Origin of the sequence: Micromonospora sp. NPDC049171 (assembly GCF_040648275.1) — a bacterium.
In the GTDB taxonomy this organism is placed as follows: domain Bacteria; phylum Actinomycetota; class Actinomycetes; order Mycobacteriales; family Micromonosporaceae; genus Micromonospora.
Map to the genome: position 1 here is coordinate 44,315 of NZ_JBEZDJ010000010.1, position 17,464 is coordinate 61,778.

General features: G+C 71.0%; 14 protein-coding genes. 8 read left to right on the forward strand and 6 right to left on the reverse strand.

Annotated elements, in window-relative coordinates:
* Nucleotides 1-33 precede the first annotated feature (33 nt).
* Nucleotides 34-978, reverse strand: coding sequence for a methionyl-tRNA formyltransferase (locus tag AB0B14_RS14760; protein ID WP_357522713.1), 945 nt, complete (start codon nucleotides 976-978; stop codon nucleotides 34-36).
* A gap of 126 nt (nucleotides 979-1,104) precedes the next feature.
* Here AB0B14_RS14760 and AB0B14_RS14765 point away from each other — a divergent pair, with 126 nt between their 5' ends.
* Nucleotides 1,105-2,451, forward strand: coding sequence for a lysine N(6)-hydroxylase/L-ornithine N(5)-oxygenase family protein (locus AB0B14_RS14765; protein ID WP_357073351.1), 1,347 nt, complete (start codon nucleotides 1,105-1,107; stop codon nucleotides 2,449-2,451).
* Between the two features lie 23 nt (nucleotides 2,452-2,474).
* Here the strand turns inward: AB0B14_RS14765 and AB0B14_RS14770 are convergent, their stop codons facing one another.
* The 5 genes from AB0B14_RS14770 to AB0B14_RS14790 all read right to left on the reverse strand — a co-directional run bounded on the left by AB0B14_RS14770 (nucleotide 2,475) and on the right by AB0B14_RS14790 (nucleotide 9,072).
* A complete protein-coding gene (locus AB0B14_RS14770) occupies nucleotides 2,475-2,603 on the reverse strand; it encodes a hypothetical protein (RefSeq protein ID WP_357522714.1) in 129 nt (42 codons plus the stop codon).
* 34 nt (nucleotides 2,604-2,637) lie between these two features.
* Entirely contained in the window at nucleotides 2,638-4,410 is a 1,773-nt protein-coding gene (locus tag AB0B14_RS14775; RefSeq protein ID WP_357522715.1) for a substrate-binding and VWA domain-containing protein, read from the reverse strand.
* A gap of 85 nt (nucleotides 4,411-4,495) precedes the next feature.
* Nucleotides 4,496-5,875 (reverse strand): protein kinase, encoded by a 1,380-nt coding sequence (locus AB0B14_RS14780; protein ID WP_357522716.1) that lies wholly within the window; start codon nucleotides 5,873-5,875, stop codon nucleotides 4,496-4,498.
* A gap of 105 nt (nucleotides 5,876-5,980) precedes the next feature.
* Nucleotides 5,981-7,120, reverse strand: coding sequence for a substrate-binding domain-containing protein (locus AB0B14_RS14785; RefSeq protein WP_357522717.1), 1,140 nt, complete (start codon nucleotides 7,118-7,120; stop codon nucleotides 5,981-5,983).
* Entirely contained in the window at nucleotides 7,117-9,072 is a 1,956-nt protein-coding gene (locus AB0B14_RS14790; RefSeq protein ID WP_357522718.1) for a heparinase II/III family protein, read from the reverse strand. Before AB0B14_RS14790 ends, AB0B14_RS14785 begins: the two co-directional genes overlap by 4 nt.
* A gap of 265 nt (nucleotides 9,073-9,337) precedes the next feature.
* Between AB0B14_RS14790 and AB0B14_RS14795 the strand changes: the two genes are divergently transcribed.
* The 7 genes from AB0B14_RS14795 (at nucleotide 9,338) to iolB (ending at nucleotide 17,380) form a co-directional block, all read left to right on the forward strand.
* The gene (locus AB0B14_RS14795) at nucleotides 9,338-11,341 is read left to right on the forward strand and encodes a DUF2264 domain-containing protein (RefSeq protein WP_357522719.1); all 2,004 of its coding nucleotides are present in this window, start codon (nucleotides 9,338-9,340) and stop codon (nucleotides 11,339-11,341) included.
* Nucleotides 11,342-11,382: 41 nt separating this feature from the next.
* A complete protein-coding gene (locus tag AB0B14_RS14800; RefSeq protein WP_357522720.1) occupies nucleotides 11,383-12,687 on the forward strand; it encodes an extracellular solute-binding protein in 1,305 nt (434 codons plus the stop codon).
* 116 nt (nucleotides 12,688-12,803) lie between these two features.
* The gene (locus AB0B14_RS14805) at nucleotides 12,804-13,667 is read left to right on the forward strand and encodes a sugar ABC transporter permease (protein ID WP_357073375.1); all 864 of its coding nucleotides are present in this window, start codon (nucleotides 12,804-12,806) and stop codon (nucleotides 13,665-13,667) included.
* Complete coding sequence (locus tag AB0B14_RS14810) at nucleotides 13,667-14,560, forward strand: carbohydrate ABC transporter permease (RefSeq protein WP_357073378.1); 894 nt, start codon at nucleotides 13,667-13,669, stop codon at nucleotides 14,558-14,560. Before AB0B14_RS14805 ends, AB0B14_RS14810 begins: the two co-directional genes overlap by 1 nt.
* Nucleotides 14,561-14,565: 5 nt before the next feature.
* On the forward strand, nucleotides 14,566-15,243 hold the full coding sequence (locus tag AB0B14_RS14815) for a hypothetical protein (protein WP_357522721.1): 678 nt from the start codon (nucleotides 14,566-14,568) through the stop codon (nucleotides 15,241-15,243).
* An 83-nt stretch (nucleotides 15,244-15,326) separates the two neighbouring features.
* A complete protein-coding gene (locus AB0B14_RS14820) occupies nucleotides 15,327-16,511 on the forward strand; it encodes a glycoside hydrolase family 88 protein (protein ID WP_357522722.1) in 1,185 nt (394 codons plus the stop codon).
* Complete coding sequence (gene iolB / locus AB0B14_RS14825; RefSeq protein ID WP_357073387.1) at nucleotides 16,508-17,380, forward strand: 5-deoxy-glucuronate isomerase; 873 nt, start codon at nucleotides 16,508-16,510, stop codon at nucleotides 17,378-17,380. Before AB0B14_RS14820 ends, iolB begins: the two co-directional genes overlap by 4 nt.
* Nucleotides 17,381-17,464 lie beyond the last annotated feature (84 nt).

Here is a 17,464-nt window from a genome sequence, read left to right on the forward strand (position 1 = left end):
CCCCGGAGGCTCGAACGAATCAGCGCCCGCGCGTCACGGGTGGCTGGTGAGATAGCCGCCCATGGTGCGGAAATACTCGGTCGCGGCCAGCTCGGTGCCGTCCTCCAGGCGAACCCGTTCGACCGCGAGGCCGGGGCTCTTGCCGCGGCGGGCCTCGGCGCCGGCCACGATGACGACGGCGTCACCCTCGCGGATGAAGATCCGACCGGGCGTACCGCCGTAGTTGCCCCGCGAGACGGACGCGGCGGTGATGCGCAGCCGCTGTCCGCGGTGGAACGCGTACGCGTTCGGGTACGGGTCGGATTGCGCCCGGACCAGCCGGTCCAACTCCTCCGCCGACCAGGTCCAGTCGATGCGGTTGTCCTCATCGGACCGCTTGTGGAAGAAGCTGGCCTTCGAGCGGTCCTGCGGCGTCCAGTCGGTCTTGCCGGAGGCGATCAGCGCGAGACCGTCGACGGTGATCGACCCGAACAGCTCCAGCGTCTTGTGGAACAGGTCCGTCGTTGTGTCCCGGGGACCGACCGGCACCGACCGTTGCAACACGATGTTGCCGGCGTCCAACTCCGCATCCATCATGTGCGCGGTCACCCCGACCTCCTTCTCACCGTTGAGCAGAGCCCAGATCAACGGCGAGAAGCCCGCGTACGCGGGGAGTAGCGAGTCGTGCACGTTGAGCGTGCCCCGCCGGGGCAGCTCGAAGATCTGCGGCGGGATCCAGGTGCGCCAGTTGGTCGCCACGATGACGTCCGGATCGGCCTTCTCCAGCGGGATCAGCAGATCGTCGTCGGGCCGGTCGCGGACCTCGACCGGAATGCCGTGCGCCGCCGCGAGGTCGGCGACCGAGTCGCTCCAGATCCGCTCGTACGCGTGCTCGCTCGGCGGATGCGTGACCACCAGAGCGACCTCGTGCTCCGAGTCCAGCAGTGCTTGCAGGGTCCGATGCCCCCACGTCTGGTACCCGAACATGACTACCCGCACGGTTCCTCCTGGCCCATCCAACTCAGCGAAAGTTAGGTTAGTCTAACCTAGCTTCGCGCCGTCCCCGGGGGCGGCTCTTTCACGTGCAGGGTGTCGACCCGCTCGACCTGACGATGAGGACTGCCGATGTCACAGGCCGCTCCGTACGGCGCTATTCCGGTCTACGACCTGCTCGGAATCGGCTTCGGTCCCTCCAATCTGGCCTTGGCGGTCGCCGTGCACGAGCACAACGGCGACGCCGCCGCCGACCCGGTCACCGCCGTGTTCCTGGAGCGCCAGCCCCGTTTCGGCTGGCACCGCGGGATGCTGCTGTCGGACGCGACAATGCAGGTGTCCTTCCTCAAGGACCTGGTCACGCTGCGTAACCCCACCAGTGAGTTCAGCTTCCTGTGCTATCTGAAGGACCGGGGGCGGCTCGTCGACTTCGTCAACCACAAGAGCTTCTTCCCGCTGCGCGTCGAGTTCCACGACTACCTCGAGTGGGCCGCGGCCAAGGTCGGCGACCTGGTGCACTACGGCCAGGAGGTCACCAAGGTCGTCCCGGTGCTCCGCGACGGCGTCGTCGAGGCGTTCGACGTGCTGGTGCGCCACGGTGGCCGCGTCACCACGTACCGCGCTCGCAATCTCGTCATCGCGACCGGGCTGCTCCCGCAGACGCCGGCCGGCGTGGAGGTCTCCGACCAGATCTGGCACAGCCGCGACCTCCTGACCAACATCGACCGGCTCGACGGCACCGACCCGTCCCGGTTCGTCGTGGTGGGCGCCGGCCAGAGCGCCGCCGAGGTCACCGCGTTCCTGCACGAACGGTTCCCGACCGCCGAGGTGTGCGGCGTGTTCTCCCGGTACGGCTACAGCCCGGCCGACGACAGCTCGTTCGCCAACCGCATCTTCGACCCGGCCGCCGTGGACGATTACTTCACCGCGCCGTCAGAGGTCAAGACGATGCTGATGAACTACCACCGCAACACGAACTACGCGGTCGTCGACGCCGACCTCATCGAGGAACTCTACCGGCGCTCCTACCAGGAGAAGGTCAACGGCGTCCAGCGGCTGCGCCTGCTCAACATGTCCCGTCTGACCGGGGCCCGCGAGCACGATGGCCGCGTCGCCGTCACCGTCGAGACGCTGACCACCGGCGAGGTGTCGGTCCTCGACGCCGACGTCCTGATCTGCGCCACCGGCTACCAGCCGGTCGACCCGTTCCCGCTGCTCGACGACGCGGCCCGGTACTACCACCGGGACGAGTTCGGCCGGGCCGTGGTGCAGCGCGACTACCGCATCCGGGCGGACGCGTCGGTGCGGGCCAACGTCTACCTCCAGGGCGGCACCGAACACTCCCACGGCATCAGCGCCTCCCTGCTGTCCAACGCGGCGGTACGCGCCGGCGAGATCCTCGGCTCCATCGTCGGCCGCCGCGCCGACGACCGCCCGATGGTCAGCCGCGTCGCGGTAGCCGCGGGTGTGCCGGACTGACGGCACAGGTCGACGACCCCGTGCTACCTGTTGCGCGCGCGGAGGAACAGGATCACCACGATGGCGACCGCGACGAGGGCGAAGAAGCCGATCATCACCGGTGTGTCGACGGGCGACTTCGGACCGCCGACCACGGCGAGGTTCTCCAGCATGTTCGGCTCCGTCCGATGAGGAGGGTGCGCTGCGTCAGAAGCTGCTGACCAGCTTCACGAACGCCTCGTCGACCTTGGCGGGATCGGTGGCGTCGAACGCCTTGCCCGACGAGGCCTTGGCGATCCGGTCCAGGGTGGCGAAGTCCGAGTCCCGATCGAAGGCGATGCAGAACACCTTCACCGGACGTTCCGGGTCCAGGGTCACCTCGGCGAGCAACCGGTCCAGCTCGTTGTCCTTGCTGTACTCGTTCTTGCCGTCGGTCAGCACGACGATCGCGTTGATCCGCTGCGGGTCGTACCTGTCGCGCAGTTCTCGGTGCGCGGCCCGGACCGTCGCGTAGAGCGCGGTGGCGCCCTCGACGTGCAGGCCGGCGATCCTGCTTTTGATCTGCCTCTGGTCGAACTCGCCGAGCGGGACCTCCCGCCGGTAGGGGGTCTTCGGCCGGCTCGGAATCTCCGAGGAGAACGACCAGAGCCCCACCCGGTCTTCACTGTTGAGCAGCGCGAGGCCCTTGCCCGCCGCCGCCGTGGCGACCTGGAAACGGGTACGGGTGGTGTCGACCGGGGCCTGCATCGACCCCGAGGTGTCCAGGGCGATCAGGATGTTGGCCTTCTTGCGGAGCGTGCGCCAGCCGTCCAGCATCGCGCCGACCACCTGCGGGTCCGGGGGCTCGAAGTAGGTCAGCCCGCCGGTGGGCTCGGCGCCGACGCTGGCGAGCAACTCCGCCGAGGCACGGCGCTCGTGATCCCGGAAGCCGAGGCGGGCGAAGCTCTTCTGCTGGTCGTCCTCGGTCAGGAACTTCTGGAAGTCGGCCGCCGCCGCGCGCTGCCGCCCATCGGCGGAGGGCAGCACGACGAACGGATGGTCCAGATTGAACGTGCCCTCCCTGGGATGGACGGCGACCAGCGGCACGTTCGGCCGGCGGCCCTGCTCCTGCCCGTCCTGCCGGGCGCTCAGCGCACCCGTGTTGTAGAGGTCGACCAGCTCCTCCTGCAGGACGATGGCACTCATGTCGTCGGTGCGGCCCGCCCCGCCGGCCAGGTCCGCCTCGGCGAGGTTGCGCAGCAGGTCGACCGAGTCGTCGCTGTAGTGCGACACGTTGGCCTCGATCCGGCGGACGAACTGGGTGACCGCGGGGTTGGCCAGGTCGGACCGGGTCAGGTCGTTGGACCGTTGCACCGCCGCGTAGTACGTGGCGATGGTCGCCGCCAACCCGGAGGTGGACAGGTTCGGGTTGTCCTTGCCGAAGGTGAAACGCCCCCACTCCGGCTTGCCGAAGCTCGCCCACCCGTCCCGCCCGGAGAGGCCCAGGATCTCTCCCCAGCCCAGCGACCCGCGCTGGCGTACCAGCTCGGCCTTGGGCTGCGGCATCGCGATCACCAGCGGGCTGTTGGCTATCGACGGGTAGCGGTCCGGGGTCTGCGGCTCCCGCCCGGCGCCCTGGTCGAGCAGCCGGAGCTGGCCGGTCCAGAGACTCGACGTCGGCAACCAGACCTGTGGTTGCGGCAGGCCGGTGTTGGCCCAGCCGTTGGCCAGCGCCTCGGTGGCCTTGCCCGAGTTCAACGCGCTGACGTGCACCTGGGCGCAGCCGCCGCCATCGATCGACCGGTCGCCGCGGTTGTAGCGTTCGGCCAGGTCGACGAGCAGAGCCGCCTTCTCCGTGGAGGAGTTGACTTCAAGCGTGGTGGTGCAGTCGGCGTCGCGCTGCCGGACGATGACGAACGCCCCGGCGATGACCACCAGGCCGGCGGTGACGGCGGCGGTGTACGGCAACCACTGCCGCGGACGCGTGGCGGTTGGGGGCATCGGGACGTCCTCCTCGACGGGCGGGGCGGTGGCAGTCAACCTATCGATCCGGTGCCAGCCGGTGACCCCGACCCCGGCGCACCTGTCATCTTCGGTCGGACCGCCCCCCGAGCGCCGTCGCGACCAGCAGCCGGACCAGGTAGACCACGACGAAGGCGACCGCCCCGACCGCGGCGGCCGGGCCGACCGCGCTCGACGCGACGTAACCGGCGGCCGCGCCAACCGAACCGAGGAAGAGCGCGGTCGAGATGCCCCAGGCGTCCGGGGCCTCACGACGCAGTCGCCGCAACGCGCCGCCGTCACCAGCACCGACGCCGGGCTGCGTCACCGGCGGGTGTGCCGGCTGGGTCACCGGCGGGTAAGCCGGCTGCGTCATTGCCGGAACGTGAGCCGGCTGGGTCACCGGTGTGTAGGCCGGCTGGGTCGGCGCCAGCGTGTAGGCCGGCTGGGTCGGCATCGGCGTGTAGGCCGACTGGGTCGGCGCCGTCGACTGGGTCGGTATCTGCGGCCGTGTCGGTTGTGGCTGCGGTGCCGTGGGGGTGACCGGGGGCAGCGGGTGGTTCGGCGTCGGCGCGCCAGCGGTCAGGTTGCCGGCTTCGAGCAGATGGTCGCGACGGAGCGGATCGGCGACCCGGCCGTCCTGCCGGAGCAGCCGCACCAGCACGCGCTCGGCGCTCGGCCGGTCCGCCGGATCCTTGGCCAGGCACTCCCGGATCAGCTCGTCCAGAACGGGAGGCAACGCGGGCAGCTCGGGCGGATCGTTCAGCACCCGGTGCATCACGGCGAAGAGCGAGTCGTTGCCGAACGGCGGCCGTCCACCGGCGGCGAAGGCGATCGTGGCCGCCCAGGCGAAGACGTCGCAGGGCGGACCGATCGCGTCGTTGCGAAACCGCTCGGGCGCCATGTACGCGGTGGTCCCCATGACCCGGCTGGACGCCGTCTCGGTGACGCCCAACGCGCGGGCGATGCCGAAGTCGATCACCCGAGGACCGTCCTCGCCCAGCACCACGTTGTCCGGCTTCAGGTCGCAGTGCACCACGCCGGCGCTGTGGATCGCGGCGAGCGCCGTGACGGTGCCGACCGCGAGCCGGTGCAGGGCGTTACCGGTCACCAGGCCACGTTCGCGGACGTGCCGGTGCAGGGTCGGGCCCTCGATGAACTCACTGACCACGTAGGGCCGCTCGCCGTCCACCTCGGCGAAGAGCACCTGGGCGGTGCAGAACGGAGCGACCCGGCGCGCGGCGGCGATCTCCTTCAGGAACTGCGACCGCGCCCGCGGATCACTCAGATCCACGTTGACCATCTTGACCGCGACCCGGTCACCGGCGTCGTCCTCACCGAGATAGACGACGCCCTGCCCGCCCGCGCCCAGCCGGCCGACCAACCGGTACGGGCCGGCGGTGACCGGATCGTGCGTCCACAGCTTCGCCAATCCTGGCACCGGCGCGCCGGCCAGCTCTGACATCCGGACTCCATCAGTGTCGTGCCCGGCCACCGGCGGCGCAGGACACGGCCATCGTGCCATGTCCGCCGCCGGTGACCGAGGACGTTCGACAATGGGTTGAGACTGTTACGCGGGTGGCGGCGCGCTCGACCCCCGGATCCGCAGTGCGGGGCTGATGACGACCCGGTGGGTGGGGCGGTCGGGGTCGGCGAGCCGGTCGGCGACGAGACGTACGGCGGCCCGTCCGATCGAGCGTCGCGGCGGTCGGACCGCGGTCAGCGGCGGGCTGAAGAGCCCGGCGACCTCGTCGTCGTACGCCACGATGGACAGGTCACCGGGAACGGACAGGTGTCGCTTCTCGCAGTGCTGCACCAGTGCGATCGCCTCGGCGTCGGCGTGCACCAGCAGCGCCGTCGTCCCGGTCGCCCGGCACCTGTCGAGGACGCCGTCCAGGACGGTGTCCCGTTCCGGTGACCGTGCGTCGGGCACCACGGCCACCACCGTCGCGTCCGAGTCGAGGCCGCACTCGCTCGTGGCGTCGAGCCAGCCGCGCCGTACGTGCTGGCTGGTGGGGCTGTTGGCGTCGAGCACCAGGCCGACCTTGCGGTGCCCGAGGGAGGTGAGGTGGCGTACCGCCATGGCCGCACCGAGCGCGTGGTCGGTGACCACCGACTCCATGACGGCGTGGTGGCTGCCCACCGTGGCGGTCCGTTCCAGCAGGACGACCGGGACGTCGACCTGGTCGAGCCACTCGATGGTGCGCTCGGCGCTCGGTGCGTCCATGCTCGGCGCGATGATCAGGGCGTCGACGCCCATCCGCCCGACCAGGCGGGCCAGTTGCGGCTGGTCGTCCTCGCTGTCGTAGGAGGAGCCGCGCAGAACCACACGCATGTCGAGTTCGCGGGCGGCCGCCTCGACGCCGCGAGCCACGTCGGGCCAGTAGTAGTCCAACGAGGGGACGAGCATGCCGAGGGTGCGCCCGACCAGCGGGTCCTGGCCCGCGGCGGGTGACTCGTCGGCTGTCGGGGCGTCGTCCGGCAGGATCAGGGCGACCCCACCGTGGACCCGGCGGACCAACCCTTCGGCGGCGAGCTCGGCGATGTCGCGTCGGATGGTGACCGGCGCGGCGCCGAGCGCGTGGGACAGGTCGGAGATGCGCATCGAGCCGTCGCGTTGCAGGGCGGCCAACAGCTGCTGGCGGCGGACGACCTGAAGCGGCCCGCGGGAGGAATCCGTCGTGGTGACGACGGGATTGTCCTTGGTCATGGTGGACCTCCGAGGAACGCTTCGTGCGGCGAGAGCTCTTGCATGACGACGACGAGCTCGCCGGCCGGGCCGACCGCGGTGACGTCGATCGCGAGCCGGGTCAGGTGTTCTCCCCACACGTCGAGGAGCAGGGGATCAGTGATCTGCCGGATCGTCGCGGCGCAGGGCGCGGAGGCCGGCTGCCAGCTGAGCCCGAGTCGGCCGGCGCCGTCCAGCGCGGTGACCTCGGCGCGGCCGTCGCCGAGGCGTACCTGGCCGGCGACGAGCAGGTGGACGTGGGTCGGCGGGGCGGTCTGGCCCGGGTCGGGGTCCCCGGGGTCGAGCTCCCAGGAGTCGACGACGACGACCCGTCCAGCGTGGCGGTCCAGTCGGGTGCTGCGCCACCAGTGCCGGACATCCGTGCGCGGGTAGGCCCCGGCGAGGTCCAGACGCAGCTCGGCGTCCGCGCCGTCGGTCGTGGCGGTGGCGTGTCGGGCGGCGTGGGTGTGGCCGGGCGCCTGCTCGGTGCCGCGGATGTGCGGGACGTTGTGCCAGTCGCTGCGCATGGTCCAGATGTCGTACCGACCGGGGCCGAAGGTGTGCGCCGTGTAGGTGGGACGCCCGGCGTCGACGATCACCGGGACCCCGTTGAGGGCCACCACGATGCTGCCGACGTCGTTGTGGTTGTGGTGTTCGCCGTTGTGCCCGCCCTTGGCCGCCAGGGTCAGCCCGCCGGGGCTGCCGGCCGCCGCGCGGGCGAGCAGCACCTGCACGGAGGGCAGCCACACGTCGCGGGGCAGCGGCGGTGGCGCCGGGGTGGCGGAGACCCACGCCGGGTCGGTCAACGCCAGTAGCAGCCGGCCCAGGCCGTGTTCCTCGTCCGCGACGGGCGCGTCGGGACGGCGGTGCGCCGCGGCGTGCGCCACCGCGTCCCGGTCCCCGACCCGACGGGCGGCCCGGTGCAGCGCGTGCCAGGGCTGGCCCCCGGAGGGCCGGGCCGACCCGTCGGCGTGGTTGAGATACCAGTCGCCGCCCAGGTGCATCCGGTGGGGGAAGGCGACGGTGTGCCGCAGGGCGTCGCCCGGCACGCCGTCGAGCGCGCCACCGGTGGCGTGGGCGAGCAGGTCGAGTGCCTCGTGGGCCCGACACGCGCCGTTCCACCAGTAGCCGTAGCCCTCGTCGATGGCGCCGTCGGCGGGCAGCGCCGCCACGTACCTGTCGAGCCCTTCGACCACCAGGTCGACAAGCCCGGCCCGCCGGGCTGGGTCCTGCACCAGGCGCAGCGCGGCGACGAGCACGTTGCCGTGGATCCACGGGCTCCAGTTGTGCACGTCGCCGTCGAGGCCGAGCCAATGCCAGTCGCGGCGCTCGGCGAACGGTGTGAGCACGCGCCTGTCGACCTCGTGCCGGATCCGGGCCCGCAGGCCGGGGGCGTGTGCGTCGAGCGGCTCGCCGAGCAGGTGGTCGACCCAGGCCAGCTGAGCGGCGACCTCACCCGCGCCGAGGTCGAGATAGGGATCGGTCACGGTCGGCAGCACCGCCCCGTGCACGGCGTGCGTGTCGTCGTGCGCTGGCCAGCACCAACTGCTCTGCTCGCACAGCAGGGTCACGCCGTCGACCACCTCGTTCAGCCAGGCCGGGTCGAGGGTGACCGCGGCGAGCACGGCGGCCCGGGTCAGGCGTCGCTGCCGGGCGAAGACCACCTGCTCGTACGTGTCGCGTTCGCCGTCGCGGAAGTACCTGGCGTACTGGTGGGCCAGGGGGAGTGGCCAGGGGGCGGCGATGTCGTCCTCGGCCCGGCCGCGCAGCTGTCGCATCGTGGGGGCGTGCGGGTGGGCCCACACGGCACGCTCGCCGGCCGGTGGCACCGGCAACGATCCGTCCGGTGGCGCGAGTGCCCGGGCCAGCAGGTCCCTGCGGTTGCCCGGCCAGGCCGCAGCCAGAGGGCCCGCGAAGCGCTCTGCGACGGTCATGGCCCCTCGGACTGGTAGAGCGAGTCTGAACGATTCTGATCGTATCAGAGCAGTTATGGCAGTCGAGGTCCCGCAGTGACGCCGCAGGGAGGCCGCATCGTGCGCCCTTTTGATCAGGTGTGTTCACATCGGTGGAAGAGAGGCATTGACTTGCTCTGTTGTGAGCGTTTTACTTCGGAAACGCTGCGGATGCCTGCGCGTCACATTACGGGGCACGCCCCGCTCGCCCCTGCCACGGAGACGGATCGATGCGACAGGACCTCGGATGACGTCCGGGACGACCGGCCAACCGGCACCGGGGACGCACCCGGCTGCCGCTCTCGCCGCGCCCTGGAGCCGGGACGACTGGTTGGCCCTCGCCGACCGGATGCTCGCCGCCGCCCGGCCGTTCGCGTCGCCCGGGCACGCCCTCGTCACGTTTCCTGGGCCGGAGGGCGGCTACGGACGGGCCGTCGACGGCCTGGAGGGTTTCGCCCGCACCTTCCTGCTCGCTGGTTTCCGCATCGCGGGTGCCCGGGGAGTGGGCACGGACGAGCTCGCCGACACCTACGCCGCAGGCATCGCCGCCGGCACCGACCCGAGATCTCCGGACCGCTGGGTGCGCCTGGACGAGCACCCCCAGGCCAAGGTGGAGGCCGCCTCCATCGCGCTGGTCCTGGACCTGACCCGCCCGTGGATCTGGGATCGGCTGCCGTCGGCGGTACGCGAGCGGGTGGTGGACTATCTGCGCCCGGCCGTCGGCGACGACACGTACCCACGGATCAACTGGGTCTGGTTCCGGCTGGTCGTCCAGACGTTCCTGCGCTCGGTGGGCGGGCCGCACTCGCTCGACGAGATGAACGAGGACCTGACCACGCACGACGGCTTCGTCCGCGGCGACGGCTGGATGTCCGACGGGCCGGACCGTGCCTACGACCACTATGTGGGCTGGGCCCTGCACCTCTACCCGACGCTGTGGGCCCGGATGGCCGGCGCCGTCGACCTGGCCGAGCCGCGCCGCGAACGGGACCTGGCCGGCCTGGACCGCTTCCTGGGCGACGCGGTCGCGCTCGTGGGCTCCGACGGAGCACCGCTGATCCAGGGGCGAAGCCTGACCTACCGCTTCGCCGCGGCGGCGCCGTTCTGGGTCGGCGCCATCGCCGGCGTGCCCTCGGTCAGCCTCGGCCGGTTGCGCGGCGCGGCCACCGGCATCGTGCGCCACTTCGTCGCCAACGGCGCCCCGGACGACCGCGGCCTGCTCACCCTCGGCTGGCACGGGCCGTGGCCGCGGCTGGCGCAGTCGTACTCCGGGCCGGGCTCGCCGTACTGGGCCAGCAAGGGTCTGCTCGGCATCGCGCTACCCGCCGACCATCCGGTGTGGACGACCCCCGAGGAGCCGCTGCCGGTGCAGGAGCGGGACACGCTGCGGGCGATACACGCGCCCGGCTGGCTGGTCTCCGGCACCCGTGCCGACGGCATCGTCCGCGTCGTCAACCACGGCACCGACCACGCCGTGGAGGGTGCCACCGTCTCGGATTCCCCGCTGTACGCCCGACTGGGCTACTCCACCGCCACCACCCCCGTCCTCGACGACAGCGGCTGGGCCACCCCGCTCGACCAGTCCGTCACGCTCGTCGACGACGCGGGTCGGGTCACCCACCGCGCCGGCATGCGCCTGCTGACCGTGCGCGTCGACACCGACGGCGTGGGTGTGGCCGGGTCACGTGCCCTCGCCCACTGGGTCGAGCCGGACCCGGGGCAGCGCGATCACGGCGGCGGCCTCCTGGGTCGGTCCCGAGCGGCCGGGCACCTCACGGTGTACTCGCTGGTCCGGGGCCCCTGGGAGCTGCGTCTGACCCGCGTCGACGGCCTCGCTGACGGCGTCGACGCGGCTGCGCTGCGGCTGCGGATCGGCGGCTGGGCCGTTCCCGGAGGCGCGACGGCCGACCTCCGCGGCGGGGTGGCGACCGTGACCGGCGCCGGCCTGACCAGCAGGATCGAGAGCGTGCACGGCGACGGAACGGCCGGCGCCACCGCCGTTGCGCACGGCGGACCCCTGGCCGGCGGGCTGGTCGTGCCCTGGCTGGAGCACCCCGTCCGGCCGGGCGCATGGGTCGCCGCCCTCACCGAGTTGTCCGGGGTGCCGGTGGCCACGGCCGGGCAGGCGTGCCGGGCCGTGGTCGACGAGGACGGCAGCGGCCTGCACCTGGCGGTCGACTGGCCCGACGGGATCAGCACGTCGACCCGTCTGGACACGGAGCATCCCAGGCCCACCCAAGCGGCCTGGTAGCAGTGCGGGCCCGTCCGGGCCCTTGACCTGAAGGAGAGAGGATGAAGCGTGCGATACCGGCCGTCATCAGCGCCGCGACGGCCCTGACACTTGTTCTCGCCGGCTGCGGGGGCGGAGACGAGCCAGTCGACCCCAACGCCCCCGTGACGATCACCCTGGCCGGCTGGAGCCTGTCGTCCACGCCGGAGTTCAAGACGCTCGCCGACGGCTTCAAGGCGACCCACCCGAACGTGACGGTGGAGCTCAAGGAGTACGCCCCGGGCAACGACTACGACACTCAGATGATCACGGACCTGGCCGCCGGCACCGCGCCGGACGTCTACGTCATGAAGAACCTCAAGAACTTCTACACGTACCAGAGCGGCGGCCAGCTGCTCGACGTCTCCGACGCCGCCTCCGGTCTCGGCTCGGCCCCGGGGCTCGCGTCGTACCAGGTGGACGGCAAGGCGTACGCGGTGCCCTACCGGCAGGACTCGTGGGTGCTGTTCTACAACAAGGACCTGTTCGCGAAGGCGAAGGTGACGCCCCCGGACGGCAGTTGGACCTGGGACGACTACACCGACGCGGCGAAGCGACTGCACACCGGGCTGAAGGGGGCCGGCTCGAACGCGACGGGCGCGTACCAGCACACCTTCCAGTCGACGGTGCAGGGGTTCGCGCTCGCCCAGACCCCCAACGCGGACCTGCTCTCCGGCAACTTCGGCTTCCTGAAGCCGTACTACGAGAAGTCACTGGACCTGCAGGCGTCCGGCGCGCAGCCGACCTTCGGCACCGCGAAGACCAACAAGCTCACCTACCAGGCGCAGTTCGGCAAGCAGCAGTCGGCGATGCTGCTGATGGGCACCTGGTACGTGGCCACGCTGCTCAACCAGCGCAAGAGCGGTGACGCCGACAAGTTCCAGTGGGGCATCGCGCCGGCGCCGCAGTTCGACAAGTCCACCACCGGCACCTCCGCCACGCCTGTCACCTTCGGTGACCCGACCGGCCTGGGGATCAACCCGAAGATCAGCAAGTCCAAGACGGCCGCGGCCAAGGACTTCCTCAAGTACGCGGCCGGCCCGGAGGCCGGCAAGGCGCTGGCCGGGATCGGCATCACCCCGGCCCAGGTCACCGACGCGGTCACCGCGTCGCTGTTCGGGCTGGACGGCGTACCGCAGGACGAGCTGTCGAAGTTCGCCTACTCCAAGCACACCATCAAGCCGGAGAACCCGGTGTCGAAGCACACCGCCGGCCTGCAGAACCTCCTCAACGAGACGCACTCGGCGATCCTCTCCGACAGCAAGGGCGTCGACGCGGAGCTGAGCAAGGCGCAGACCCGCGCCAAGAACGAAGTCCTCAACCAGTGAGCTGATGGCGGGCCCGGCGCGCCTGAGCCGCACGCCGGTCCCGCCCCCAGGCCGAACGCTCCCGGAGACTCCCTATGGCAACATTGCCGCGCACGAGACCCAGGAACCGGCGGCTGGTGTCGCGCAACACGGTCGCCGGCTGGTCGTTCATCCTTCCCAACTTCCTCGGCTTCGCCCTGCTCACCCTGCTGCCCGTCGTCGTGCTGTTCTACGTGGCGTTCACCAACTGGAACGTCTTCGGGGTGGCCGAGTGGACCGGCACCGCCAACTTCCGGCGGATGTGGGACGACTCCAGCTTCTGGACCGCACTGCGCAACACCGTCTACTACGCGGTCTTCCACATCCCGCTGACCCTCGTGGCAGCGCTCGGGCTGGCGCTGCTGCTCAACCGCAAACTGCGCGGCGTACGGTTCTTCCGCACCATCGCCTTCTTCCCCTACATCACCTCGATCGTGGCGATCGCGGTCGTCTGGAACCAGCTGTTCAGCCCGGAGTACGGCCCGATCAACGCTCTCCTCGGCGCCCTCGGGGTGGACAATCCACCGGGCTGGACCGCGTCGGCGACCTGGTCGATGCCGGCGGTCATCATCGTCGGCACCTGGCGGTACATGGGCTACTACATGCTGCTGTTCCTGGCCGGCCTGCAGACCATTCCGGCCCAGCTCTACGAGGCGGCCGAGACCGACGGCGCCTCACCGTGGCAGCGGTTCGTGCACGTGACCCTCCCCGGGTTACGAACCACGACCTTCTTCGTCACGGTGCTGCTCACCATCGAAAGCTTCAAGGTCTTCGACCTCATCCTCGTGATGACCGGCGGCGGACCGGGCCAGTCGACACTTGTGCTCTCGCAGTACATCTACCAGAAGGGGTTCGAGGAGAACCAGTTCGGCTACGCCTCGGCGGTCTCCATCGTCCTGTTCGCCATCTGCTTCGGCATCACGGTCATCCAGTTCATGGTCAACAAGCGGAGGAACAGCTGATGACCGCGACCGACCTCTCCCTGCCCACCCCGGCCCTCGCCGCGCCCGGCAACCGCGCGCCCCGCCGACGGGTCCGGTCCCTGGGCGGGCGGCTGCTCGGGTACGCCGCTCTGGTGCTCGCGGCGGCCGGGCTGCTGCTGCCGTTCTTCTGGATGGTGGTGGCGTCGTTGAAGACGAACAACGACGTCTTCACCATCCCGATCACCTGGCTCCCCGATCCGGTGGTGTGGCGAAACTACGTCGACATCTGGCAGCGCTCGGACATGACGACGTGGCTGTGGAACACCCTGCTGCTGTCGGTGATCGTCACCTTCCTGCAGGTGCTCACCGGCAGCTTCGCGGCCTACGGTTTCGCCCGCGTCCGCTTCCCCGGCCGCAACCTGCTCTTCCTGGCGTACGTCGGGACGATCGCGGTGCCCTGGCAGTCGTACATGATCCCGCAGTTCATCCTCATGTCGAAGCTGCACCTGTCGAACACGCTGTGGTCGATCGTCGCGATCCAGGCGTTCGGCGCGATCGGCGTGTTCCTGATGAAGCAGTTCTACGAGACGATCCCCGAGGAACTCAGCGAAGCGGCGCGGGTCGACGGGCTCAGCGAGTACGGCATCTACCGACGGATCATTCTGCCGCTGTCCCGGCCGGCGCTCGCCAGCCTGGCCCTGCTCATGTTCACGACCACCTGGAACGACTACCTCGGCCCGCTGGTCTACCTGCGCAGTCCGGAGCTGCGCACCATCCAGTTGGGGCTGAACACCTTCATCTCCCAGTACAACGCCGAGTACGCACTGATCATGACGGGCTCGGTGCTGTCCGTGCTGCCCGTCGCGGTCATCTTCCTGCTGGGCCAGCGCTACTTCATCGAGGGCGTCGCCTCGACCGGACTGAAGGGTTGAGGCCCGTGCGTTCGCGCCACCACACCATCACCGCCGTCTTCGACGGGATCTACGTCGCGCTCGCCACCAACCTGCTGCTGGTGCTCGGTTGCCTGCCCCTGGTGACGCTCGCGTTCACCACCGACGCGGCGCGGTCCTGGCCGCTGTACGCGCTCACCGCCCCGCTCTGCGCGCCCGGGCTCTGCGCGGCCTTCGCGGTCATGTCCGCCTACTCCGCCGGCGACACCGGCGGCGTGCTGCGCACCTACGGCCGTGCCTGGCGGTCCACCGCCCGGCCGGCGATGCTCTGGACGGCGGCGGCCATGGCTGCCCTGGTGGTGCTCGCCGTCGACGCCCGCGCCGCTTGGGGCCACCGGGTCGGGGCACTCGCCCTGCCGGTGCTGGCGACCCTGATCGTCCTCACCGTCGCGACCGCGCTGCTCGGGTTGGTGACCATCGCCGAGCGACCCGGCGCGCCGCTGCGCGAGGTGGTCCGTACCTGCGTGTACCTGGTGGTGCGTCGGTGGTACCTCACCGCCGTGTCGCTGCTCGTGCTCGTGCTGCTCGCCCAACTCCTGACGGCCCGCCCCGCGATCGCGCTCGGCCTCGCCGCCGCGCCGCTGCTCTACGTGGTCTGGGCCAACAGCCGCTTCACCCTGCGCGCCGCCCTCGACCCACCGGCGGCCGCACCCCAGCGCGCCTGACCACCACGTTCCGGCCACCCAGCCGGACGCCGACGACACACCTGCCCGGCACCGGACCGGACACACGAGGGAGAACAGCATCCATGACGGCGACCGACGTCCGTCCCAGCTCCGACGCAGAGGCCACGGCCGCCGCGGTGGCCGCCGCCATCCGCACCGTCGACGCGAACATCGCCACCTTCGGCGACCGGTACCCCGCCGACACCACCGACGCCAACCGCTACCCGCTGCGGCCACCGGGCGCCGGCCAACCCGAGGGCGCCAACGTCGGCTGGACCACCAGCTTCTGGCCCGGCCAGCTCTGGCTCGCACACGACCTGACCGGTGACGACCGCCACCTGCGGGCCGCGCTGTCGCACGTGGACAGCTTCGCGGATCGGGTGCACCGCGGCATCGACCTGGACACCCACGACCTCGGGTTCCTCTACACCCTCTCCTGCGTCACCGCGGCCCGTCGTACCGGCGACCCGCGGGCCCGAGACGCGGCTCTCGCCGCCGCCGACCACCTGATGACGCGCGTCCTCGAACCGGCCGGAATCATCCAGGCCTGGGGCGACCTGAACGACCCCCGCCAACGCGGACGCACGATCATCGACAGCCTCATGAACACGCCGCTGCTCTTCTGGGCCAGCCAGACCACCGGCGACGACCGCTTCGCCGCCGCGGCCCGCCGGCACACCGCCCAACTGCGCCAGCACATCCTGCGTCCGGACGGCACCACCTTCCACACCTTCTACTGGGACACGGACAGCGGTGCGCCACTGCGCGGGGAGACCGAGCAGGGCCACGCCGACCACTCCTGCTGGGCCCGCGGGCAGGCCTGGGGCATCTACGGCTTCAGCCTCAACCACCGGCACATCGGCGATCCCGCACTGCTCGCCGCCGCGAGGACCTGCGCCGACCACTTCCTCGCCCGCCTGCCCGACGACCACGTGGCGTACTGGGATCTGGAGTTCGGCGACGGCAGCGGCCAGGAGCGGGACAGCTCCGCCGCGGCCATCGCCGCGTGCGGCCTCGTCGAGCTGGCCGACGGCCTCACCGACCCGGCCAGCGCCGACCGGTACCGCAGAGCCGCCGCCGAGATCCTGCGCTCGCTCATCGACCACTACTCCACCGGCGGCCAGCCGGGCTCGAACGCGCTGATCCTGCACGGCGTGTACGACAAGCCCAAGGACGTCGGCGTCGACGAGGGAACCCTGTGGGGCGACTACTTCTACCTGGAAGCCCTCACCCGCGCCACCATCCCCGGCTGGACCAGCCCCTGGTGACCACCGCGACCGACCCGCACCGCCCCGCATTCCGAAAGGTGACCATGGACTACCGCTACCACTGCACCATTCCCGCCGCCGAGGGCCGGAACACCCTGCCCGTCAATCCCTGCCGGCTGCTGGACTTCACCCTGCTGCGACTGTCGGCCGGCGAGTCCTGGACCGGCGAGTCCGGTGACCGGGAGATCCTGGCCGTCATCCTCGGCGGCACGGCCAACTTCACCGTCGCCGGCCACCACTTCCCGCAGGTCGGCCAGCGTGCCGACGTCTTCTCCGGCAAGCCGCACTCGGTCTACCTCCCGGCCGGCTCCTCGATCACCGTCGAGGCCGTCACCGATGTGGAGATCGCCCTCCCCAGCGCCCCCAGCGACCTGGCCACCGACCCCTACGTCATCGCGCCGGAGCAGGTCGCGACCGGCCGGTGGGGAGCGACCAACTTCGGCCGCGACTACCACCAGATCCTCACCGAGATCGCCCAGCCGGAGCTGCCCGCCCGCCGGCTCATCGTCGGCGAGACCTACACGCCCTCGGGCAACTGGAGCACCTACCCGCCCCATCGGCACAAGGTCGACGACCTGCCCGCCGAGGCCGCACACGAGGAGATGTACTACTACCGCGTCAGCCCGGCGAACGGGTTCGGCATCAGCCGGGTCTACACCGACGAGGGGTACGAGGAGAACGTCACCATCCGTGACCACGTGATGCAGATGATGCCCGAGGGCTACCACACAGTGGTCAGCGCACCCGGCTACACCACCTACTTCCTGTGGTTCCTGGCCGGCACGCAACGCACCCAGGGTGCCCGCGAGGACGCCGATCTCGCCTGGGTGGGCCAGACCGTGCCGACCCTGCGCAGCCTGGGCCTGTAGCAACGGTCTGCGGTCCGGCCGCCTCGACGGCCGGACCGCGAACGGCGTGCGCGCGCACCCGCGATGCCGCACCGGAACAGCTCC